Genomic DNA, 22,406 nt, shown 5'->3' on the forward strand with positions numbered 1-22,406 from the left:
CCGGCCGGACCCGGCGGCCCTGGAGGCGGGAGTGGCGAACCTGCGCCGGCATGTGCGGAACGTGGAGAAGTTCGGCGTCACCCCCGTGGTGGCCATCAACCGGTTTTCCTCCGATTCCCAGGAGGAGCTCGACTGGCTGCTGGCATGGTGTGCCGCCGAAGGGGTTCTTGCCGCTGTTGCGGACGTCTGGGGGCACGGCGGCGGCGGTGACGGTGGGGACGAGCTGGCCGCGTTGGTTGCACAGGTGCTGTCCCGGCCCAACAGCTTCCGGCACCTTTATCCTTTAGGGTTGTCTGTGGAGGACAAGATCCGGACCATCGTGCAGGAGATCTACGGGGCGGACGGTGTGGACTTCTCGGTCCCGGCACTGAAGCGGCTGGCCGATATCGAGCGGAACGGCTGGGGCGGCATGCCGGTGTGCATGGCCAAGACCCAGTACTCCTTCACCGACGACGCCTCCCGGCTGGGCGCCCCCAAGGGCTTCACTATCCACGTGCGCGACCTGCTGCCCAAGACGGGGGCCGGGTTTATCGTGGCGCTGACCGGTGCCGTGATGACGATGCCCGGCCTCCCCGCCGTCCCGGCTGCCCTGCGCATGGACGTGGACGACGCCGGCAACCCCGTAGGCCTCACCTAACCCCCTCCCCTGCCCAAACCCTCTCTCACCTTTCGCAGGTTTCTCCGGGACGCTCTCTCACCTTTCGCAGGTTTTTCCACGACCCTCTCTCACCTTCATTGGCGGGCTAACGCGCTGTGGATAACTTCTGCAGCGCCACCCCAATCTGGGTAACAATCGCAGGATGCGCATGCGTGATGCTCTACCTCCGCCTATGGCTACAGCGCCCTTCACATTCGGTGCAGCGCGGGCCTCGGGGGTCCCCGGTTCCAGGCTTCGCAGAGCCGACGTCGTTCATGTGAGCCGGGAACTCTACCGGCCGTCGAACTGGAGCTTTGAGTTAGAGGCCGCTGCACGTGCGTTGTCCCAGGCATCGCCTGGAGCCTGGATTTCGCACGTCACCGCAGCCCGACTTCGCTGCCAACTGCTGCCCCCTTGGCTGTCGGATTCAACCGAACTGCACCTGAGCAAGCCCAGGGAGTTGCCCTCGGTACGGCGTAAGGGCGTGATCGGCCACACGGTCATCGCCAGGGATGAAGACATTGAATCGCTCGATGGCATCCGAATCAGTACGCGATCACGGACTTGGCTCGACTTGTCGAGGCGCCTGTCCCTCATCGACCTGGTGTGCATGGGCGACGAGATCATCCGCATCCCAAGAACCGAATTTGAGGGCAGATCGCAACCGTTTGACACAATGGACGGGCTCCGTGCTTTAGTAGCGCGGCACCCCAACCTGCAGGGCGTCGTCCGCGCCCGGGAAGCCCTTGAGCTGATGCGGGTCGGGGCCGACTCGGCACCCGAAACTATGCTCCGTCTGGCAATGGCGGACGCAAACTTGCCGGAACCAGACCTTCAGATTGACCTCTGGCCGCAGAATGCCATATCTCCGACAGCCGACCTCGGCTACCGTCACCGTCGCCTGGCGATCCAGTACGACGGCGAGCATCATCTCTTGAGCGCCCAGTCCATGAGCGACAGACAGCGGGACAAGGCCTTCGAACTGGCTGGCTGGACAGTCCTGGTGCTCAACAAGGAGGACCTGGCAGACGGATTCGAACTGGCCATCAACAAGATTAAGCGCCACCTGAGTACCGGGTGGACCGATCATCCGCATGCATCCGGTTTTGCCGGCATCAAGTGAAAGAGCGTTGGTCCGGATCCTGCAGGAGGTGAGAGAGGATGGCGCTCAGACCCGCAGGAAATGAGAGAGCGTCCGATTCCGTTCGCCGTGGCGTACCGGCGCGCTCCCGCCGCGCTTGAGCGAAACGAAAATTACGACGACGGCGAGAACCACCAGACCGGCAACAAAGGCCGCAGTACCCGGGTCCTCCGCCAGGAGCTGCGGGATTGCCCGCCCGGGCATAGCAATGGCGAAGACGAATGCAACGGCGATGCCGATGTAGCTGCCGATCATGTTGCCCAGATGGGACCGGATATTGCGGCGAACGGCGCTGACGAGACCCAACGTGACGGTCACGATGGTGAAGGCGGACAGCCCGTGCAGCCAGGTGAAGTGCCCGGCCGTCACAATCCAGAAACTGCTGAAGCAGACGTAGTACATCGCTGCCGCCCAGAGGTATCCCATGGTGCGGTGGATGCGGTCACGACGCCTGCGGAGGATTTGGAAGGGGCCGATGGCAAGGACGAACAGAGCCGCAATCACGTGGGTTACAAGCAGTGCATTCCAGTGCTCCATGCTCATAGGATAGAGCTACTATCCTATGCTGTATATCAAGATAGCGGCGGACGGGTCCGCTATCCAACGGGTTCACCCCCTGGCAGGAGGATTGGCAGGCATGCAGCTCAAAGACTTGAGTGAGCAGTCGGGAGTCCCCGCCGCCAGCATCAAGTTCTATCTGCGCGAAGGACTGCTCCCGGCGGGCGAGGCCATTCACGCCACCCGCGCGGAGTACTCCGTCCGACACCTGGAGCGCCTGCGGCTGATCCAGGCGCTGCGCCGCGTCGTCGGGCTGAACATCGAACAAATCCGAAGCCTCCTCAGGATGGCCGACGACGGCGCCCCGCGGCTGAGCCTCCTGGCGGCGGTTCAGCGCGTGGTGCTGAAGCTGGACACGGCTGCCGCCGGCAGCGGCGGGAGGGGAACCCAGGCGACTGACGCCGTCGTGCATCTCCGGAACTGGCCGGACTACCCCAGCGATGCCAGAAACGCCCTGAACGCGCATCTCGAGCTGATGGACAGCCTCGACATTGAGGTGACCGATGAAGTCCTGGACACTTACAGCCAGGCGATGGACGACGTCGCACGGTATGACATTGCCGCTACCACCACTCCGGAAAGCGTCGACGAACTCATCCTCACGGCAGCCGTCGGGATGCATATGCACAGCCAGCTGCTGCTGAAGGTGCTGGCCCTCGCGCAGGCAAGCCATGCCATTCGGCGCTACGAAGGGGAAACATCAGGCACCGCAGCTCCTCAAGAGTGAGATAGGGTTCCTAAAAAACCTGCAGGAAGTGAGAGAGCGTTGCGGGAAAAGCTGCAGGAGGTGAGAGGGCGTCGGATACGGCAAACGCTCCCCCACCCGAAGGTGAGGGAGCGTTGAGGCACCGGGAGGAGGGGGTTAGCGCTCCAGGTCGCCCCGGATGAAGGCTTCCACCTTTTCGCGGGCGAGGTCGTCGTTGAACTGCTCCGGCGGGGACTTCATGAAGTAGCTCGAGGCGGACAGCAGCGGGCCGCCGATGCCGCGGTCCAGGCCGATCTTCGCGGCGCGGATGGCGTCGATGATCACGCCTGCGGAGTTGGGCGAGTCCCAGACTTCCAGCTTGTATTCGAGCGAGACCGGGGCGTCGCCGAAGTTGCGGCCCTCGAGGCGGACGAAGGCCCACTTGCGGTCGTCGAGCCACTGGACGTAGTCGGACGGGCCAATGTGGACGTCCTTGGCGGCCAGTTCAGCCTCGACGTTGGAGGTGACGGCCTGGGTCTTGGAGATTTTCTTGGACTCGAGGCGGTCGCGCTCCAGCATGTTCTTGAAGTCCATGTTGCCGCCGACGTTCAGCTGGTACGTGCGGTCCAGGGTGACGCCGCGGTCTTCGAAGAGCTTTGCCATGACGCGGTGGGTGATGGTGGCACCGATCTGGCTCTTGATGTCGTCACCCACGATCGGAACACCGGCGGCGGTGAACTTGTCAGCCCACTCCTTGGTGCCGGCGATGAAGACGGGCAGGGCGTTGACGAAAGCCACGCCGGCGTCGATGGCGCACTGGGCGTAGAACTCGGCTGCTTCCTGGGAGCCAACGGGCAGGTAGCAGACCATGACGTCAACCTTGGCGTCTTTGAGGGCCTGCACCACGTCAACGGGTTCCTCGGTGGACTGCTCGATGGTCTCGAGGTAGTACTTGCCCAGGCCGTCCAGGGTGTGGCCGCGCTGGACGGTGACGCCGGTGGGCGGGACGTCGGCGATCTTGATGGTGTTGTTTTCGCTGGCCAGGATTGCGTCGGCGAGGTCGTTGCCGACCTTCTTGCCGTCCACATCGAATGCTGCGACGAACTCGACGTCACCCACGTGGTACTGGCCGAACTCAACGTGCATCAGGCCCGGGATGGTGGCCTTGGGGTCAGCGTCCTTGTAGTACTGGACGCCCTGGACCAGCGATGCGGCGCAGTTGCCTACGCCGACGATTGCGACACGGATCGGATGTGAAGACACGGAACTCCTTTAAAGACAAATGTCAGCCGGCCGGGTGCGTCGGGGAGAGTGCGACGGCGGCCGGCTGGTACGGCGCCGCGCGGCGCCTTTTCATAGTACCTAACACTGTCGGACAAGGGCTTGTTCCCCTGTCCCACAGTGTGGAATGGCCGTAAAGGAAACTAGACGGGCTGCTTCCACAGGTTGATGTCCGATTCCACCGCGAACTCGTCGATGGCCGCCAGCTCCTCGGAGGTGAATTCGAGGTTGTTGATGGCGGACAGCGTGTCCTCAAGCTGGCGGACACTGGAGGCACCAATCAGCGCCGATGTCACCGCAGACCCCTTCGGCTGGTCACGCAGGATCCACGCGACGGCCATCTGCGCCAGCGACTGCCCGCGGCCTTCGGCGATGGCGTGCAACCCCCGGATCCGGGCGAGCTTGTCGTCGGTGATGGCTTCCTCCGAGAGGAACCGGGCCTTCGCCGCGCGCGAATCGGTGGGGATGCCGTTGAGGTACCGGTCGGTGAGCATGCCCTGCGCCAGCGGCGAGAACGCGATGGAGCCGGCGCCCACTTGGTCCAGTGCCTCATACAGGTTGGGCGACCCGTCCTCTGTCCAGCGGTTGAGCATGGAGTAGCTGGGCTGGTGGATGAGCAGCGGCGTCCCGAGTTCCTTCAGGATGCGGGCCGCCTCGATGGTCTGCTCCGGGGTGTAGGACGAGATGCCGGCATAGAGGGCCTTGCCGGAGCGGACAGCGTAATCCAGGGCGCCCATGGTTTCTTCCATCGGAGTCTCCGGATCCGGGCGGTGGCTGTAGAAGATGTCCACGTAGTCCAGGCCCATCCGCTGCAGGGACTGGTCCAGGCTGGAGATCAGGTACTTGCGGGAGCCCCATTCACCGTAAGGGCCGGGCCACATGTAGTAGCCGGCCTTGGTGGAGATGACGAGTTCGTCGCGGTAGGGCTTGAAATCGTCCTGCAGGTGCCGGCCGAAGTTCGTCTCGGCCGAACCGTCCGGCGGGCCGTAGTTGTTGGCGAGATCGAAGTGGTTGACGCCAAGGTCGAAGGCACGGCGGAGAATGGCGCGCTGCTCGTCGAAGCGCTTGTCGTCGCCGAAGTTGTGCCACAGGCCCAGGGAGATGGCCGGAAGTTTTAGCCCGCTGCGGCCAACGCGGCGGTAGGGCATGGATTCGTAGCGGTCCTCCGCTGCAGAAAAAGTCATACGTTCCATCCTGCCAGTTGTGACCGGCACTACATTACAACGTGAGAGAAGTTACGCCGCGGGCTGACAATCAACCCGCGGCGCAACTTCCGAAAACGTCAGGACTTGAGAATTGCCGCGCTCCACGGCGCGAGGGCCAGGGACTCACCCTCCAGGGCGGTCCCGTCGTCCGTTGCCAGCAGGACAGTCCCGCGGGCATCGTCCAGGCGGACCTTCGCGTCGGAGAAGTTCAGCAGCACCTCCACCGTCCCGCGGCGGAACCGCAGCCAACGCTCGTCGTCGTCGAACGCCACTTCCGTCTCCTCGAAGCCGAGCCCGGCAAGCTGCGCATGCTCGCGGCGGAGCGCGGTCAGGGACCGGTACAGCTCCAGCAGCCGGGCGTGGTCGCCAACGGAGGCTTCGTCCCACTTCAGTTTGGACCGGCCGAAGGTTTCCGGATCCTGGGGATCGGGGACGACGGCGGGGTCCCACCCCATGCGTTCGAACTCCTTGATCCTGCCCTCGGCGGTGGCTTTGCCGAGTTCAGGTTCCGGGTGGGAGGTGAAGAACTGCCACGGGGTGCTGGCCGCGAATTCCTCGCCCATGAACAGCATTGGCGTGAACGGGGACGTGAGCGTGAGCACCGCGGCCAGAGCCAGCTGCCCGTGGGACAGCGACTGCGAGAGCCTGTCCCCCGTGGCCCGGTTACCGATCTGGTCGTGGTTCTGGTTGCAGACCACCAGCGCCGCGGGGTGCACCAGGGAGGTGTTGATGGGCCGGCCATGGTGGCGCCCCCGGAAGCTGGAGTAGCTGCCGTCGTGCAGGAAGCCGTCCTTGAGGACCTTGGCCAGGACCGCCAGCGACTCAAAGTCCGAGTAGTATCCGGTGGTTTCGCCGCTGACGTTGACGTGGACCGCGTGGTGGTAGTCGTCGCTCCACTGCCCGGCAAGCCCGTAGCCGTTGACGTCCCGCGGGTACAGCAGGCGCGGGTTGTTCAAGTCCGACTCCGCGATCAGCGTCTTGGGCAGGCCCGTTTCCGCTGACACCGCGTCCCCCAGGGCACCGAATTCCTCCAGGATGTGCACGGCGCGCTCGTCCCGCAGGGCATGCACCGCATCGAGGCGGAGCCCGTCCACGTGGTAGTCCCGCAGCCACAGGGCCGCGTTGTCCAGGATGTATTCCCGGACCACGTCGGAGCCGGGCCCGTCCAGGTTGACGGAGTCGCCCCACGTGTTGGCGTCGCCCTGTTTTAGGTACGGGCCGAACTTCGGCAGGTAGTTGCCGCTGGGACCGAGGTGGTTGTAGACCACGTCCTGGATGACGCCGAGCCCCGCCGCGTGGGCGGCATCGACGAACCGCTGGTACGCGGCCGGTCCGCCGTAGCCCTCATGGACCGCGTACCACTGCACGCCGTCGTAGCCCCAGTTGTGGGTGCCGTTGAAGCCGTTGACGGGGAGCAGTTCCACGAAGTCGACGCCGAGGTCCGCCAGGTAGCCCAGCTTCTCGGCCGCGGCATCCAGGGTTCCCTCCGGCGTGAAGGTGCCGACGTGGAGTTCATAGATGACCGACCCCTTCAGCTCCTTGCCGCGCCAGCCGGTGTCCTGCCACGAGTGGCTGGCCGGATCGAACGTCCTGGACAGTTCGTGGACGCCGGACGGAAGGCGCCGGGACCGCGGATCGGGCACCGGGGTGGTGTCGCCGTCGAGCAGGTAGCCATAGTCCACCTCGCCCCCGGCCGGGGCGTCGGGCGCGGACCACCACCCCTCGGTGCCCGGCGCCGTCTCCTTTTTCTGCATGGGGTACTGCCGGCCGTCTGCCAGCAGGGTCACGGACGTGGCGTCGGGGGCCCAGACGTCGAAGCGTTCGGGTCCAACGTTGACCAAGGTCATGCCTTATCTCCATCCACTGGTACCAGCAAAGCCACGGGGTAGGTACCCAGGACGTCCGCCACCGAAACGGTGCCCGGTCCGTAGCCGGCTCCGGTCAGTTCGTCACGCATGGGAGCGGAAAGTTCGACGGCGGTGTCCCGCCAGCCGCCGTCCGCTTCCAGTCCGGCGGGGAGCCGGGTGGCCAGCGTCAGGGCGCCGACGGAGCCTTCGGAGGCGCCGCGGTGGAAGGCCAGGAGGTGGCCGGCAGCCGCTCCTGTGACCGAAACGGGGGTGTAGCCCTGGAACAGTTCCGGCCTGTCCCGGCGGAGGCGGAGCGCCCGGGAGGTTGCCAGGAGCTTGCTGGCCTCCGTTCCGGCTTCCGGCAACGTCCCGCCGTCGATCCTTGCCAGCTCTTCCCGGCGGAGCGCGAAGTCCACGGGCCGCCGGTTGTCCGGGTCGGTCAGGGACCGTTCCCAGAACTCACTGCCCTGGTAAACGTCGGGCACACCCGGCATGGTGAGTTGGACCAGCTTCGCGGAAAGCGAGTTGGAGGCGGCGTACGCGTCGATCAGTGCCACGAACTCCTCCAGCACCTTGGTGACCCGGGCGTCGTCGAACGCAGCGTCAACGGCGGCCTTGACGGCGGACTCAAAGTCCTCGTTCGGCTGCGTCCACATGGTGGAGTTGCCGGCTTCCCGGGCTGCCTTCTCGGCGTACCCCTGCAGCCGTTCACGGCTGGCGGGCCATGCCCCGATGACGGCCTGCCACAGCAGGTTCTCGTAGGGGCCGTCCGGGATTGGTGCCAGTTCCCGCAGCGTGTTCAGGGTGGCGGTCCATTCCTGCGGAAGCTCCGCGATGACGGAGATCCGTGCCCGGGCATCCTCGCTGCGCTTGGTGTCGTGCGTGGACATGGTGGTCATGGACAGCGGCAGGTCCTCCTGCCGGCGACGCATCCGGTGGTGGAACTCCTCCGGGGATACAGCGAACTCGGTGGGTTCTGCCCCCACCTCGGTGAGCGTGCCGAGCCGGGTGTAGCGGTAGAAGGCAGTGTCTTCCACACCCTTGGCCATCACCATGCCGGAGGTCTGCTGGAACCGGACGGCGAGCGCATTCGAGGGGTCCAGGAGCAGCGGCAGCAGTGTCCCCACCGCAACAGCAAGGTCCGGCCGGTGTTCAGCCGCGGACTCGCATGCTTCCTTCAGAACCTCGGCGCCGGTGGGCAGGTAGGTCCGGTACACCGGGAAGGACGCGATGATCTCGGCGATGGCATCCGCCGCCTGCTCCACAGAAAGGCCGTGGGACTCGGGCACCAAACGGGCCAGGCGGAGCACCTCGGACCGCAGGATGCCGTCGGCGATCATGCGCTTGGTGCCGCGGATCATCTCCGCGTAGTCCGCCGGACTCCCTGATTCACGAAGGGACGCGTCCAGCGCATCCAAAGCGGCCTGCCCGGCGGGGTCCACGAAGACCCGGTCCACATCCGCCAGGGCGTCGTAACCGGTGGTTCCTTCGCAGGAGAACTCGCCCGGCAGGACCTCGCCCGGTTCCAGGATCTTTTCCACCAGGACGTAGGCCCCGCCGGTGAGGTCCTTGAGCCAGCGCAGGTAGCCGGCGGGGTCGGCGAGCCCGTCCGGGTGGTCCACGCGGAGCCCGTCAACCAGCCCGTCGCGGAACCAGCGGCCAACCTCGGCATGGGCTTCCTCGAAGACCTGCGGGATCTCCACCCGGATGCCTGCCAAGGTGGTGACGGCGAAGAAGCGCCGGTAGTTGAGCTCGGCATCGGCGCGGCGCCAGTCCATCAGCTCGTAGTGCTGGCGGCTGTGCACCTCCTGCGGGGAATCCCCCTCGGTGTACGTGCCGGCAGCGATCGGAAAGCGGTGGTCGTAGTAGCGGAGTTCGCCATCCACCACTTCCAGCTTGTCCAGGTCCGCATCGGAGCCAAGCATGGGCAGCCGGATCTTTCCGCCGCCCAGGTCCCAGTCGACGTCGAAAGCTTCGGCGTAGCGTGAGCCGCGCCCTTCCTTCAGGAGGGACCACCACCACGGGTTCTGGGCCGGTGTGGCAACGCCCACGTGGTTGGGGACGATGTCCACCAGGACACCCATGCCGTGCTCGCGGGCAGCCTTGGACAGGGCCAGCAGACCCTCGGGGCCGCCGCGGTCCGGATCCACCGAAGAGGGGTCGGTCACGTCATAGCCGTGGTCCGAGCCCTTCTCCGCGGTGAGGATGGGCGAGAGGTACACCCAGTCAACGCCAAGCGACTTCAGGTACGGGACCTGCTCCGCGGCGTCGAACAGGGTGAAACCCTGGCGGATCTGCAGCCGGTAGGTGGATGCCGGGACCCTCACTTCTTCGAAGCCTTCCGCTCCCCGATCTTGGTGGTCTTTCCGGGTTCCGCCACTGCCGGTGTGCTGATGGTCTCCGTCTCGCTGCTGGAGGTCTGGGTCAGCGCGGCAAGGGAGGCTGCCACCGAGTGGTCGGGCTCCACCTCGGGAACGGTGTGCGCCCGGAGGACCACCAGGGACTTGGCCTCAACGGGCAGCGGCTGCCCGGCGGAGACGGGCTCGGTGTCGGCGTTCTGCCCGGCGGTGTCGATGATGACGTCCCAGGCCGGGGCGAACTCGTCGGAGGGAAGCGTGAACTTCACCGTGTCATCGTGGGCGTTGAAGTACAGCAGGAAGTTCACGTCGGTGATCCGGCGGCCGCGGCTGTCCTTGCCCTGGATGCCGTTGCCGTTCAGGAAGACGCCAACAGAGCGGCCGAACCCGCTGTCCCAGGCTTCGGGCTTCATGGTTTCGCCGTCGGGATCGAGCCAGACGATGTCCGGCAGGCGTTCGCCCTGGCCACGCAGGACGGGCCGGCCGTCGAAGAAGCGGCTGCGGCGGAAGGTGGGGTGCTTGGCGCGGAGGGCGTTAACGGCGGCGGTGAACTCGACCAACGGCTGGTCGATGGTCTCCCAGTTGATCCAGGTCAGTTCCGAGTCCTGGCAGTAGCCGTTGTTGTTGCCCTGCTGGGTACGGCCCATCTCGTCGCCGTGCAGGAGCATGGGCACGCCCTGGGACAGCAGCAGCGAGGCGATGAAGTTCCGCTGCTGGCGGGCCCGCAGCGACAGGACCTCGGGATCATCCGTGGGGCCCTCAACGCCGCAGTTCCAGGAGCGGTTGTGGGATTCGCCGTCGTTGTTGCCCTCGCCGTTGGCGTCATTGTGCTTCTCGTTGTAGGACACCAGGTCCGACAGGGTGAAGCCGTCGTGCGCGGTGACGAAGTTGATGGACGCCACGGGGCGGCGGCCGGAGTGTTCGTAGAGGTCCGCCGAACCGGTAATGCGGGAGGCGAACTCGCCCAGCGTTGCGGGCTCGCCGCGCCAGAAGTCACGGACAGTGTCGCGGTACTTGCCGTTCCATTCCGTCCACTGCGGCGGGAAGTTGCCCACCTGGTAGCCGCCGGGGCCAACGTCCCACGGCTCGGCGATGAGCTTGACCTGCGAGACTACGGGGTCCTGCTGGATGAGTTCGAAGAAGGTGGACAGCTTGTCCACGTCGTAGAACTCGCGGGCCAGGGTGGAGGCGAGGTCAAAGCGGAAACCGTCAACGTGCATCTCGGTGACCCAGTAGCGCAGCGAGTCCATAAGCAGCTGCAGGGAGTGCGGCTGGCGGACGTTCAGCGAATTGCCGGTGCCGGTGTAGTCCATGTAGTGCTTTTCGTCGCCCTCCATCAGCCGGTAGTAGGCGGCGTTGTCGATGCCTTTGAAGGACAGCGTGGGGCCCAGGTGGTTGCCTTCAGCGGTGTGGTTGTAGACCACGTCCAGGATGACTTCGATGCCGGCCTTGTGCAGCGAGCGGACCATGGCCTTGAAGTCCTGGACCTGCTGGCCGGTGTCGCCGGTGGAGCTGTAGGTGTTCTGCGGCGCGAAGAAGCCGATGGTGTTGTAGCCCCAGTAGTTGTTCAGGCCCTTGTCCTGCAGCGTGCCGTCGTTGACGAACTGGTGCACGGGCATGAGCTCGATGGCGGTGACGCCGAGCTTCTGCAGGTGGGAGATGACGGCGGGATGCGCCACGCCGGCGTAGGTTCCGCGCTGTTCCTCGGGGATCTCCGGGTGCAGCTGGGTGAGGCCCTTGACGTGGGCTTCGTAAATGACGGACTGGTGGTATGGGATCCGCAGGTTCTGGTCGCCGTCCCAGTCGAAGAACGGGTTGATGACCACACCGAGCATCATGTGGCTGGCGGAGTCCTCGTTGTTGATCGAGTCCTCTTCGCCCAGGTTGTAGGTGAACAGGGACGGGTCCCAGTCAACCTGGCCGTGGATGGCCTTGGCGTAGGGGTCCAGCAGGAGCTTGTTGGGGTTGAAGCGGTTGCCGGACGCGGGGTCGTAGGGCCCGTGGACACGGTAGCCGTACTTCTGGCCGGGCTGGATCTGCGGGATGTAGCAGTGCCACACGTAGCCATCCACTTCATCCAGCGTGATGCGGGTTTCCTTGCCGTCATCGTCGAAGAGGCACAGTTCCACTTTTTCTGCTCGTTCGCTGAACAGGGCAAAGTTGGTGCCGGTTCCGTTGTACGTGGCGCCAAGGGGATAAGCCGATCCGGGCCAGACTTCCATAATGCTCCTCATTTCTTGGTCGGCAACAGGGGACATCGGAACGTCCCTGCCGCCCATGCGAACTAGTGCCTACCGTAATGGGTGGCTGTGACTATTACGTTTCCGGAGTCCAGAGTTACTAAGCATGCTGACATTACCCCACGTTTCAGCTATGGCATCGGCAATTCCGCCAGCAGCGATCGGCCCGCCAAAGGAAGCGTCCGACGCCGCCGTCCCGGCTTTACCGTGCAGCGCCGCCCCCAGCGCGGCAATCGCAGCCCACCGGCCGTCGTCGTCATTGTCCAGTGAACGGAAGCGCGCGACGTCGGGACCTGCCTGGGCGAGCAGCGCACCGATGACGCCGGCCAGGACGTCGCCGCTGCCGGCAGTGGCGAGCCACGGGGTCCCGTCCGCCTGGCTGTATACGTCGCCGCCGGGCGTGGCAACGAGGGTGGTCGGGCCCTTGAGCAGGACGGTTGCTCCGGTGATGGCCGCGGCGCGGCGGGCGGCGTCGAGAGTGCCCGCTTCCACGGCGTCCCGGTCATCTTCGCCTCCCAGCCGTTGCAGGAGCGAGGCGAGTTCGCCGGCGTGCGGGGTCAGGACGACGTGCGGGGCCAGCTGGTTGGGAAGAGCGGGCAGCGCGCCGGCGTCCGCCACGGTGGGCAGGCCGGAATCGACGGCATCCCGCGCGCGGGCGAGCTGATCGGAGTCCTCGGGACCCATGCCGGAGCCCACCAGCCAGGCCTGCACCCGGTTGTCCGCCACGGAGCCGGTACTGCAAACAACCTCCGGGCACGACTGCCGCACCAGGTCCGCCACGTCGGGCGGGCCGAGGTATCGCAACATGCCCACCCCGGCGGCCAGGGCGCCCCGGCAGGCCAGGACAGCGGCGCCGGGATATTGGACCGAGCCCGCCACCACGCCCACCACTCCGCGGGAGTACTTGTGCGCCCGGCGTTCGGGCCGCGGCAGGAGCATTGCAAGGTCTGCCTCCTCGAGCCGGCGCAGCGACGGACGCGGCAGGTGCTCCTCGATGCCGATGGTCACCACATGCACGCGGCCGGCGTAATCTGCGCCGGGGTCCGCAAGCAGCCCGGTCTTGGCGCCGCCGAAGGTGACGGTCAGGTCAGCCTGCAGCACAGGCTGGGCGGCCGCGCCGGTATCGGCGTCCACGCCGCTGGGCAGGTCGCAGGCCACCAGGAACCCCTGCGAATCCTCGAAACTGCGGGCCTTGGTGATGGCGTCCACCAGCGCGGCGGCACTCCCCCGCAGCCCGCCCTTGGCGCCCGTCCCCAGCACGGCATCAATCACGACGTCGGCGCGGGCGGCTTCCGCGGCCAGCCCGCCGAGTGCCTCCTCTGTCAGTTCCTCCGTACGTCCGCCGGCACGTTTAAAAGCAGCCAGCGCACCGGGATGCCCCGAGCCGGAGGTGAGGACCGCCGTCGTACGCATTCCACGGGCGGCAAGGAAAGCGGCGGCATACAGGCCGTCGCCGCCGTTGTTGCCCTTGCCGGCCAGCACCACGAGGCGTGCCCCGTAGATGCGCCGGCCGCGGGCGCGAAGCTCGGTGATGACGGCGTTGGCCAGGCCATGGGCGGCGCGCTGCATCAGGACATCGCCGAGCCCGGCAGCCAGGAGCGGTTCCTCGGCTGCCCGGACCTGCGTTCCGGTGTAGGCGGAGATCATGTTGGTCAGGTCCAGGGGCGAGCCCGGGGCCGGGTCAGCCCTCGGCCAGGACCGTGGCGGTGGCGATTCCGCCGTCGTGGCTGATGGAGAGGTGCCAGCGCTTGACGCCCTTGGCCTCGGCAACCGCCAGCACGGTTCCCTTGACCTGGACGGTGGGGCCGTTCTGGTCCAGGCCGATCCAGCAGTCCTGCCAGTTCATGCCGGCCGGTGCACCGAGGACCTTGGCCACAGCTTCTTTCGCAGCGAACCGCGCGGCCAGGGAGCGGATGTTCAGCTCACGCTCCGCAGGGACGAACAGCCGGTCCCGGAGGCCCGGGGTGCGCTCAAGCTGGCGGTCGAACCGCTCGATGTCTACTACGTCTACGCCAATGCCAACGATCATGTGGCTTAGTCTACGGTGGCGATCCCGGCCTCCCGCGCAGAGCTCGCCGGGCCCGATTAAAGCAGCAGCCCCGAGCCGGAGGGGCTTGGGGCTGCCTGTGCTTAGTGCCGGAAGGCTTACTCGACGGTGACGCTCTTTGCGAGGTTGCGCGGCTGGTCCACGTCGTAGCCCTTGGCGGCGGCCAGTTCAGCGGCGAAGATCTGCAGCGGGACGGTGGTCAGCAGCGGCATCAGCAGAGGTGGTGTCACCGGGACGTAGAAGACGTGCTCGGCGTAGGCCTTGACGGCTTCGTCGCCTTCCTCGGCGATCACCATGGTCCGGGCGCCGCGGGCACGGATTTCCTGGATGTTGCTGATGACCTTGGCGTGCAGCGATTCGCGGCCCCGCGGGGACGGGACGATCACGAACACCGGCTTGCCTTCATCGATCAGGGCGATGGGGCCGTGCTTCAGCTCGCCGGCGGCGAAGCCCTCGGCGTGGATGTAGGCGATTTCCTTCAGCTTCAGCGCGCCCTCCAGGGCCACCGGGTAGCCGACGTGGCGGCCCAGGAACAGCACGGACGTTTCGTCCTTCATGCTGCGGGCGAGCTCGCGCAGCGGTTCGGCGTTGTCCAGGATGGTCTGGATCTTGGCCGGGATCTTGTTCAGGTCCGCCAGGACGTCCTTGATCTGCCCGGAGAAGATGTTGCCTCGCAGCTGCGCCAGGTACATGCCCAGCAGGTACGCCGCGGTGATCTGGGCCAGGAACGCCTTGGTGGAGGCCACCGCGATTTCCGGGCCGGCGTGCGTGTAGAGAACGGCGTCTGATTCCCGCGGGATGGTGGAGCCGTTGGTGTTGCAGATCGAGATGGTCTTCGCGCCCTGTTCCCGGGCGTAGCGGACGGCCATCAGGGTGTCCATGGTCTCGCCGGACTGGCTGATGGACACCACCAGGGTGTTGGCGTCCAGGATCGGGTCGCGGTAGCGGAACTCGTGCGCCAGCTCCACCTCGGTGGGGATCCGGCACCAGTTCTCGATCGCGTACTTGGCCACCGTACCGGCGTAGGCGGCGGTACCGCAGGCCAGCACGATGATCTTGTTGACCTGCTTCAGCAGTTCCGGATCGATCCGGATCTCATCCAGCGTCAGTTTCCCGTCCAGGTCAGACCGGCCCAGCAGGGTCTGCGCCACGGCGTCGGGCTGGTCATGGATTTCCTTCTCCATGAACGAGGAGAAGCCGCCCTTTTCCGCCGAGGCCGGGTCCCAGTCCACGTGGTATTCCTTGCCCGCGGCCGGGTTGCCGAAGAAATCGGTGATGTCCACGGTGTCCGCGGTGATCGTGACGATCTGGTCCTGGCCCAGCTCCACGGCACGGCGGGTGTAGTCGATAAAGCCGGACACGTCCGAGCCCAGGAAGTTTTCCCCCTCGCCCAGGCCCACCACCAGCGGTGAGTTCCGGCGGGCGGCAACCACCACATCGGGCTGGTCGGCATGGACCGCGAGCAGCGTGAAGGCACCCTCGAGGCGCTGGCAGGCCAGCTCCATGGCCCGGGTCAGGCCGCCGTTGGAGGCGTCGCCGCCCAGCTTGTTCCGGAAAATGTCCGCCAGCAGGGCAGCAGCCACCTCGGTGTCCGTCTCGGAAAGGAACTCCACGCCCTTTTCGAGCAGCTCAAGCTTGAGCTCGGCGAAGTTCTCGATGATGCCGTTATGGATCACGGCGAGCTTGCCGCCGTCGGCCAGGTGCGGGTGGGCGTTGCGGTCCGTCGGGCCGCCGTGCGTGGCCCAGCGGGTGTGGCCGATCCCGGTCACCGTCTCCGGCAGCGGCCTGGCCTCCAGCTCGGCAATCAGGTTGCTCAGCTTCCCCGACTTCTTCCGCGACTCAATGGCGCCCTGAGACACCACAGCCACCCCGGCGGAGTCGTAGCCCCGGTACTCCAGGCGGCGCAGTCCCTCCAGGACAACATCCAAAGCACTGTGACCGTCAATTACACCGTCAACAGGACGGCCCACATATCCCACGATTCCACACATAGCCCCAAGACTATCGGCTGGGAGCCGCCAGCTGTAAACCGGATGGTCCGCCCGCGCGTGCCTTGTATGTTGCGGGACCGGCCAGCGCCTGACGGCCTGCATTTCGCTATGTGCCGGGCGCGGGGCAGAATCTCTAACGTGACTTTGCAACGCAATGAGGCGAATGGAGAGGGTGTCTCCCCGTTCGTCGAGCTGGACCGGCAGACCTGGTCCCGGCTCGCAGACGAGATGGAACAGCCTCTTAATGAAGAGGACATCATCCGCCTGCGCGGCCTCGGGGATCCCCTGGATATGAAGGAAATCCGTGAGGTCTACCTTCCGCTGTCCCGGCTCCTGCACCTTTATGTCGAGGCTGCGGGACAGCTGCATGCCGCCACCACCACGTTCCTTGGCGAGCACACCCAGCGCACGCCGTTCGTCATTGGCGTGGCCGGTTCGGTGGCGGTGGGCAAGTCCACCATCGCCCGTGTGCTCCGTGAGATGCTGCGGCGCTGGCCGGGCACCCCGAATGTGGAGCTGATCACCACCGACGGTTTCCTCTATCCCCTGGCCGAGCTCAAGCGCCGCCAGCTGCTGGACCGCAAGGGCTTCCCGGAATCCTACGACCGCCGCGCGCTGCTGCGTTTCGTGAGCGAGATCAAGGGCGGCGCCGAGGAAGTCCGCGCGCCCTGGTACTCCCACGTCACGTACGACATCGTCCCGGACAAGGAAGTGGTGGTCCGCCGCCCGGATGTCCTCATTGTTGAGGGGCTGAACGTGCTGGCTCCGGCCCGCCCGCGCCACGACGGCAAGCAGGGGCTGGCACTGAGCGACTTCTTCGACTTTTCCATCTATGTGGACGCCAAGACCTCCTACATCGAGGAGTGGTACGTGGAGCGGTTCCGCAAGCTCCAGAGCACCGCGTTCGCGCAGCCGGAGTCCTACTTCCACCGCTACGCCACCCTTTCCGAGGAGGAGGCGGAGAGCACCGCCCGGGACATCTGGAAGCGCATCAACGAGCCCAACCTGGAGGAGAACGTCCTTCCCACCCGGGGCAGGGCGCAGCTGGTGCTCACCAAAGAGGCTGACCACTCCATCCGCCGCATGCTGCTGCGGAAGGTGTAGCACGGGTGTGCCACGACTGCTCAGCTGAACCGGGGCCGCCGGCCGCCAGCCGCCGCAGCTTCGCACGGTTCCTCGCGGCGGGGGCCGGACTGACTGTCCTGACGGCATGCACGCCGGAGGCACCCACGGCGGCCGCGCCGTCGTCGGCCTCTCCTTCTGTGTCCCCCTCCCCCGTTGGCACCACCGCATCGGCAACCCCGACGCCGGACCTCACCTCGGCGGCCGCCGCACCTTCCGAGCCAGCACCGTCGCCCTCCGCAGCGCTGCCGGGGCAGTTCTCCCTGACCGACCCGGCGAGCCCGTGGCTTATCGTCAACAAGCACCGGCCGCTGGTCCCTGCGGCCTACGCGCCGGCTGACCTGGTACGCCCCGCCGTCGCGACGACCGCATCCGGGGAGGCTGCGCTGTTGAACAGCACGACGGCGGCAGCTGCCGAGGCGATGTTCGCGGCTGCTGCGGCGGACGGCGTGTCCATGCTGCTGGCCAGCGGGTACCGCTCGTACAGCACGCAGGTGGCCACGTACAACGGCTACGTCGCCTCACGGGGACAGGCCGACGCCGACACGGCCAGCGCGCGCCCGGGGTACTCCGAGCACCAGACGGGGTGGGCGTTCGACATCGCCGACGCCAACGGTGTGTGCGGTTTCCAGCCGTGCTTCGCAGACCAGCCCGCCGCGGTGTGGGCGAAGGCGAACGGGCACAGGTTCGGGTTTGTGGTGCGGTATCCGTGGATGTTCCATCCGATCACGGGGTACTACTACGAGCCGTGGCACCTGCGGTACATCGGGGTGGAGGCCGCCACGGACATGGCGAACCGCAGCATTTTCACGCTGGAGGAGTATTTCGGCGTGGAAGCGGCGCCGGGATACCCGTAAGCCGATGGGTTAGCGTGGTTCCTATGCTGACTGGATTCAAGAATTTCATTATGAAAGGCAATGTCGTTGACCTTGCCGTGGCCGTCGTCATTGGCACCGCCTTCGGCGCGGTGGTGACGGCGCTCGTCAACAAGGTGCTGATGCCCTTTATCGCGGGGCTGGTGGGGTCGCCCAATTTCGACAGCTTTGCCAAGGTGGACCTGAACGGCAACGCCATTGAATTCGGCGTCCTGCTGACGGCAATCGTCAATTTCCTGCTGATTTCCGCGGCCATCTACTTTGTGGTGGTGATGCCGATGAACCTGATGATTGAACGGCGCAACCGCAGGCTCGGGATCAACCAGGACGTCAAGCAGGAGTCCGCGGAGGACCCACAGATTGCCTTGTTAACGGAGATCCGTGACGCGTTGAAGGACCGTGCCGTCTAAGTTTTCCCGGAGTGCCAAAATGGTCCGCCTTTCCTTCTTGGAAAGCGGACCATTCTTGTTTTGGTGCGTTATTCGCTGACGAGTTCCAGCGCGAGCTCTGTCCGGACTACCTGGGCGAGGTGCTCGGCGATGGACTGCGCCGTCTCCTCGTCGGCGGCCTCCACCATGACGCGGACCACGGGCTCGGTGCCCGAGGGCCGGAGCAGGACGCGGCCCGTATCGCCGAGTGCCGCTTCCGCTGCTGCCACGGCCTGGGCCAGGACCTCGTTGCTCTTGACGCCGGCGCGGTCCACACCCTTGACGTTGATCAGGACCTGCGGAAGCTTGGTCATCACGGTGGCCAATTCCTTGAGCGGCTTGCCGGTCAGGGCAATCTGGGCGGCGAGTTGCAGGCCGGTGAGGACACCATCACCGGTGGTGGCGTGGTCGGCGAAGATCACGTGGCCGGACTGTTCGCCGCCAAGGTTGTAACCGCCGTCGCGCATTTCCTCGAGGACGTAACGGTCACCCACGGCCGTTTCGCGGATGCTGATGCCGGCGTCGCGGAGGGCGAGCTTCAGGCCGAGGTTGCTCATGACGGTGGCCACCAGGACGTCGTCCTTCAGCTTGCCGGAGGCCTTGAGGGCGACTGCAAGGATGGCCATGATCTGGTCGCCGTCCACCTCGTTGCCCTCGTGGTCCACGGCGAGGCAGCGGTCGGCGTCGCCGTCGTGGGCGATGCCGAGGTCGGCGCTGTATTTCACCACGGCCTCTTTGAGAGCCCCGAGGTGCGTGGATCCGACACCGTCGTTGATGTTGTGGCCGTCCGGGTCCGCGCCAATGACGATGACGTCCGCGCCGGCGTCCTTGAAGACCTGGGGCGAGCAGCCGCTGGCGGCGCCGTGGGCGCAGTCAAGGACCACCTTGAGTCCGTCGATGCGGTGCGGAAGGGTCTGGAGGAGGTGGACGATGTAGCGGTCCTCGGCGTCGGAGAAGCGCTGGATGCGCCCGACGTCGGCGCCGACCGGGCGCACGGCTTCCTGGGTCATCTGGGCCTCGATGGCGTCTTCCACCTCGTCGGGGAGCTTCTGGCCGCCGCGGGCGAAGAACTTGATGCCGTTGTCCGGCGCCGGGTTGTGCGAGGCGGAGATCATCACGCCGAAGTCTGCGTCCAGGTCAGCCACAAGATAGGCTGCGGCGGGCGTGGGCAGGACACCGGCGTCGTAGACGTCAACGCCAGAGCTGGAGAGCCCTGCCTCCACCGCCGCGGCGATGAACTCGCCGCTGGCGCGCGGGTCACGGGCCACCACGGCGCGTGGCCGGCTGCCGTTGGAGTTGCGGTCGTGGCCGAGCACGACGGCAGCCGCCTGGGCCAGCTGCATGGCCAGCTCTGCTGTCAGCAGGCCGTTGGCCAGCCCCCGGACACCATCAGTTCCAAATAATCTAGACACCGGTCAAGTCTAGAGGATGGGGGTGGTTGGGCTTGAAACGGCTGGTGAAGCGTCTGTCACGCCGTGCAGTGCCGGCCGCCGCCTTAGGTGTAAACGGCAAAAGCCCGCCCCGCCAATGGCGGGACGGGCTTCTGTGCAAGCGGATTTAGCGCTTGGAGTACTGCTGAGCCTTACGGGCCTTCTTGAGACCGGCCTTCTTACGCTCGATGACGCGTGCGTCGCGAGACAGGTAACCGGCCTTCTTCAGGGTGGCGCGGTTGTTCTCGACGTCGATCTCGTTCAGCGAACGGGCGATGCCGAGGCGCAGCGCACCGGCCTGGCCGGAGATGCCGCCGCCATGGATGCGGGCGATAACGTCGTAGGCGCCTTCGAGATCAAGGATCTTGAAGGGCTCGTTGACGTCCTGCTGGTGCAGCTTGTTCGGGAAGTAGTTGTCCAGCGCGCGGCCGTTGATGGTCCACTTGCCGGAGCCGGGAACAACGCGGACGCGTGCAACGGCTTCCTTGCGGCGGCCAACAGCTGCGCCGGCAACGGTCAGGGCCGGGCGCTCCTTCTTCGGCGCAGCTTCGGCAGCTGAGCTTTCAGAGGTGTAGCTGGTCAGGGTTTCCTCAGCCTCAACGGCTTCGGTGGTCTCTTCGTTCTGAGCCACGATTCTCCTTGTATAGATAAGTTGTTTGGTGGCCAGGACTACTGGGCGACCTGGGTGATTTCGAAAGTCTTGGGCTGCTGGGCGGCGTGCGGGTGCTCAGCACCGCGGTACACCTTCAGCTTGCCCAGCTGCTGTGCAGCGAGGGAGTTCTTGGGGAGCATGCCCTTGATGGCCTTCTCAACGGCGCGGACCGGGTTGGATTCCAGCAGTTCCGCGTAGTTGACGGAGGTCAGGCCGCCGGGGTAGCCGGAGTGGCGGTAAGCGCGCTTCTGCTCCAGCTTGGCGCCGGTCAGGGCAACCTTTTCAGCGTTGATGATGATGACGAAGTCGCCCATGTCCATGTGGGACGCAAAGGTGGCCTTGTGCTTGCCGCGCAGCAGGATTGCGGTCTGGCTCGCGAGACGACCAAGGACAACGTCTGTGGCGTCAATGACGTGCCACTGGCGGTTGATATCGCCGGGCTTCGGGGTGTACGTACGCACGGTGTTTGCCTCGTTCTTATTCTGGCGTTCTGGTTTAGGTGCCGCTCAGGGGCGGACACCTACTATCTGCGCGCTACCGGAACAGAGGTGAGGGCTCCATGTAACCAGTCATCCTGTGGTTCCGAATGTGCACGTTGAGTAGTCATCCTGCAACCGGATTCTCAAGCGGGCACGCACCATCGGAATAGGACACGCACAACGACTACCAAGATTAGCGCGTTAAGGGGTTCAGGGTCAAAATGGGGTAGCCGGCCGCCAGCACAGCGCATGCCGGCCTTACCGACGCAGGGGGTCGCGGTGTTTGCAATGGGTAATGACGGTTCTGCCGTCTGGCTCTTGGCTTTTGGCGCCGGCCTCTTGGGCTTGGCCCTCTCCCCTGTCGCGGAGATGCTCATCGCCAAGCACCTTCCCAGGCTGGGCAGTCTTCCAACCCTCCCCGTAAGGATCACGACGGCGGCGCTCACCGGCCTCGTGTGCGCCGCCTTTAGTTTGCGCTTTGGAATCAGCCCTGCCCTGCCGGCTTTCATATTCCTGGCCGCGTTGGGCGTACAGCTCGCCCGCATTGACGCTGCGCTGCATCTGCTGCCGAACCCGCTCGTGCTAATGCTGCTAACGGGTGGTTTTGCACTCTTCCTAATGCCCGGACTGCTTAATAAGCAGTCCGATGATCTTATCCGGGCGGTGCTTGGGGCCTTCATTTTGTTTGCTGGCTACCTTATTCTGGGGCTAATTTCCCCCGGCGGCATCGGAATGGGCGACGTGAAGCTCGCAGCGCCGGTCGGCCTTTACCTCGGGTACCTAGGCTGGAGCCATCTGCTCTACGGCGGCCTCCTCGGCTTCATCCTGAACGGCCTGGTCACCGTGGTGCTTTTGAGTCGAAAAGGCCGGAATAAGGCGTCAGAAGTGGCCCACGGCCCCTCGATGCTCGGCGCAACGGCGGCTGCAGCGTTCTTCCTCCTATAGCTTCATCCGCGACGCATCCAGGAGTCCAGCGGTACCTTCGGTCCAAGTAGTGGGTCCGCGTACTCGCTTCGCTATATGAGTACTACTCCTCTCTTTTGCGTAGGTACATTCTATAGGCTCGGAAAAAGTCGAGTACTACTACGCATTGTTGCCCCTACCCCCCAAATGACAATCTCTTCTTAGCGAAATCCAGCCGCTAAAGATACATGGGGGCAGCTGGAGATTCGTTGAAATCAGTGCAATCCATTTCACCGAATTAAGGACAAAACAATGACTTCTCTTATGGTCTCAATGATGGCTTTCGTCGCCGGCGTCAAGGATCGATTCGAATCGGAAAAGGGAGCAACAGCCACCGAATACGGACTGCTGGTTGGCTTGATCGCCCTGATCATCGTTGGGGGTGTCACGGCTTTCGGCGGTGCTCTCAACGGCTTCTTCAACGATCTCGCCGCCACCGTCAGGCTCTGGTAGCAGTCTCCATCTTCG

Annotated in this window: 20 protein-coding genes; 8 read left to right on the top strand and 12 right to left on the bottom strand. The window is 65.4% G+C overall.

The annotated features are described in order from the left end of the window. On the top strand, window positions 1-637 hold a 637-nt coding region (locus P2Q66_RS07350; protein WP_275726817.1), incomplete at its 5' end, for a formate--tetrahydrofolate ligase. 484 nt (window positions 638-1,121) lie between these two features. Then, window positions 1,122-1,760: a hypothetical protein gene (locus tag P2Q66_RS07355; protein WP_345795623.1), complete on the top strand. Its 639-nt coding sequence runs from the start codon at window positions 1,122-1,124 to the stop codon at window positions 1,758-1,760. A gap of 45 nt (window positions 1,761-1,805) precedes the next feature. Here P2Q66_RS07355 and P2Q66_RS07360 read toward each other — a convergent pair whose 3' ends face one another. Continuing rightward, the gene (locus P2Q66_RS07360) at window positions 1,806-2,315 is read right to left on the bottom strand and encodes a DUF2306 domain-containing protein (protein ID WP_275726823.1); all 510 of its coding nucleotides are present in this window, start codon (window positions 2,313-2,315) and stop codon (window positions 1,806-1,808) included. A gap of 100 nt (window positions 2,316-2,415) precedes the next feature. Between P2Q66_RS07360 and P2Q66_RS07365 the strand changes: the two genes are divergently transcribed. Further along, window positions 2,416-3,063: a MerR family transcriptional regulator gene (locus P2Q66_RS07365; protein ID WP_275726825.1), complete on the top strand. Its 648-nt coding sequence runs from the start codon at window positions 2,416-2,418 to the stop codon at window positions 3,061-3,063. Between the two features lie 135 nt (window positions 3,064-3,198). On the opposite strand, the gene P2Q66_RS07370 is transcribed toward P2Q66_RS07365, so the two are convergent. The 8 genes from P2Q66_RS07370 to glmS all read right to left on the bottom strand — a co-directional run bounded on the left by P2Q66_RS07370 (window position 3,199) and on the right by glmS (window position 15,989). After that, on the bottom strand, window positions 3,199-4,284 hold the full coding sequence (locus P2Q66_RS07370; protein WP_079597409.1) for an inositol-3-phosphate synthase: 1,086 nt from the start codon (window positions 4,282-4,284) through the stop codon (window positions 3,199-3,201). A 161-nt stretch (window positions 4,285-4,445) separates the two neighbouring features. Then, entirely contained in the window at window positions 4,446-5,486 is a 1,041-nt protein-coding gene (gene mgrA, locus P2Q66_RS07375; RefSeq protein ID WP_275726828.1) for an L-glyceraldehyde 3-phosphate reductase, read from the bottom strand. Window positions 5,487-5,584: 98 nt separating this feature from the next. Next, window positions 5,585-7,354, bottom strand: a complete 1,770-nt coding sequence (treZ, locus tag P2Q66_RS07380; protein WP_275726830.1) for a malto-oligosyltrehalose trehalohydrolase — start codon at window positions 7,352-7,354, stop codon at window positions 5,585-5,587. After that, window positions 7,351-9,681, bottom strand: a complete 2,331-nt coding sequence (treY, locus tag P2Q66_RS07385) for a malto-oligosyltrehalose synthase (protein ID WP_275726832.1) — start codon at window positions 9,679-9,681, stop codon at window positions 7,351-7,353. The genes treZ and treY overlap by 4 nt, the downstream gene beginning before the upstream one ends. Beyond that, a complete protein-coding gene (gene glgX / locus P2Q66_RS07390) occupies window positions 9,678-11,933 on the bottom strand; it encodes a glycogen debranching protein GlgX (protein WP_079597413.1) in 2,256 nt (751 codons plus the stop codon). Before glgX ends, treY begins: the two co-directional genes overlap by 4 nt. A 69-nt stretch (window positions 11,934-12,002) precedes the next feature. After that, complete coding sequence (locus P2Q66_RS07395; protein WP_275726834.1) at window positions 12,003-13,598, bottom strand: NAD(P)H-hydrate epimerase; 1,596 nt, start codon at window positions 13,596-13,598, stop codon at window positions 12,003-12,005. 34 nt (window positions 13,599-13,632) lie between these two features. Then, entirely contained in the window at window positions 13,633-13,980 is a 348-nt protein-coding gene (locus P2Q66_RS07400) for a holo-ACP synthase (RefSeq protein ID WP_275726836.1), read from the bottom strand. A gap of 116 nt (window positions 13,981-14,096) precedes the next feature. Beyond that, complete coding sequence (gene glmS, locus P2Q66_RS07405; RefSeq protein WP_275726838.1) at window positions 14,097-15,989, bottom strand: glutamine--fructose-6-phosphate transaminase (isomerizing); 1,893 nt, start codon at window positions 15,987-15,989, stop codon at window positions 14,097-14,099. 108 nt (window positions 15,990-16,097) lie between these two features. Here glmS and coaA point away from each other — a divergent pair, with 108 nt between their 5' ends. The 3 genes from coaA to mscL are packed head-to-tail and all read left to right on the top strand — an operon-like array spanning window position 16,098 to window position 18,396. Then, window positions 16,098-17,093 (top strand): type I pantothenate kinase, encoded by a 996-nt coding sequence (coaA, locus tag P2Q66_RS07410; protein WP_275726840.1) that lies wholly within the window; start codon window positions 16,098-16,100, stop codon window positions 17,091-17,093. Between the two features lie 5 nt (window positions 17,094-17,098). Further along, window positions 17,099-17,968 (top strand): M15 family metallopeptidase, encoded by an 870-nt coding sequence (locus tag P2Q66_RS07415; RefSeq protein WP_275726841.1) that lies wholly within the window; start codon window positions 17,099-17,101, stop codon window positions 17,966-17,968. A 23-nt stretch (window positions 17,969-17,991) separates the two neighbouring features. After that, window positions 17,992-18,396, top strand: a complete 405-nt coding sequence (gene mscL / locus P2Q66_RS07420; protein WP_275726842.1) for a large conductance mechanosensitive channel protein MscL — start codon at window positions 17,992-17,994, stop codon at window positions 18,394-18,396. A gap of 68 nt (window positions 18,397-18,464) precedes the next feature. On the opposite strand, the gene glmM is transcribed toward mscL, so the two are convergent. From glmM to rplM, 3 genes are all read right to left on the bottom strand, one after another. Then, on the bottom strand, window positions 18,465-19,826 hold the full coding sequence (gene glmM, locus P2Q66_RS07425) for a phosphoglucosamine mutase (protein ID WP_275726844.1): 1,362 nt from the start codon (window positions 19,824-19,826) through the stop codon (window positions 18,465-18,467). Window positions 19,827-19,971: 145 nt separating this feature from the next. Beyond that, window positions 19,972-20,475 carry a 30S ribosomal protein S9 gene (gene rpsI / locus P2Q66_RS07430; RefSeq protein WP_050054349.1) on the bottom strand — a complete coding sequence of 168 codons (504 nt, stop codon included), beginning with the start codon at window positions 20,473-20,475 and terminating at the stop codon, window positions 19,972-19,974. Between the two features lie 38 nt (window positions 20,476-20,513). Beyond that, window positions 20,514-20,957, bottom strand: coding sequence for a 50S ribosomal protein L13 (gene rplM / locus P2Q66_RS07435; protein WP_015937805.1), 444 nt, complete (start codon window positions 20,955-20,957; stop codon window positions 20,514-20,516). A 306-nt stretch (window positions 20,958-21,263) separates the two neighbouring features. Between rplM and P2Q66_RS07440 the strand changes: the two genes are divergently transcribed. Further along, entirely contained in the window at window positions 21,264-21,920 is a 657-nt protein-coding gene (locus tag P2Q66_RS07440) for a prepilin peptidase (protein WP_275726859.1), read from the top strand. A 270-nt stretch (window positions 21,921-22,190) separates the two neighbouring features. Beyond that, window positions 22,191-22,391, top strand: a complete 201-nt coding sequence (locus P2Q66_RS07445) for a Flp family type IVb pilin (RefSeq protein WP_275726857.1) — start codon at window positions 22,191-22,193, stop codon at window positions 22,389-22,391. Window positions 22,392-22,406: the final 15 nt, after the last annotated feature.

The organism is Arthrobacter sp. Cr_A7, assembly GCF_029222765.1.
Taxonomy (GTDB): Bacteria; Actinomycetota; Actinomycetes; order Actinomycetales; family Micrococcaceae; genus Arthrobacter.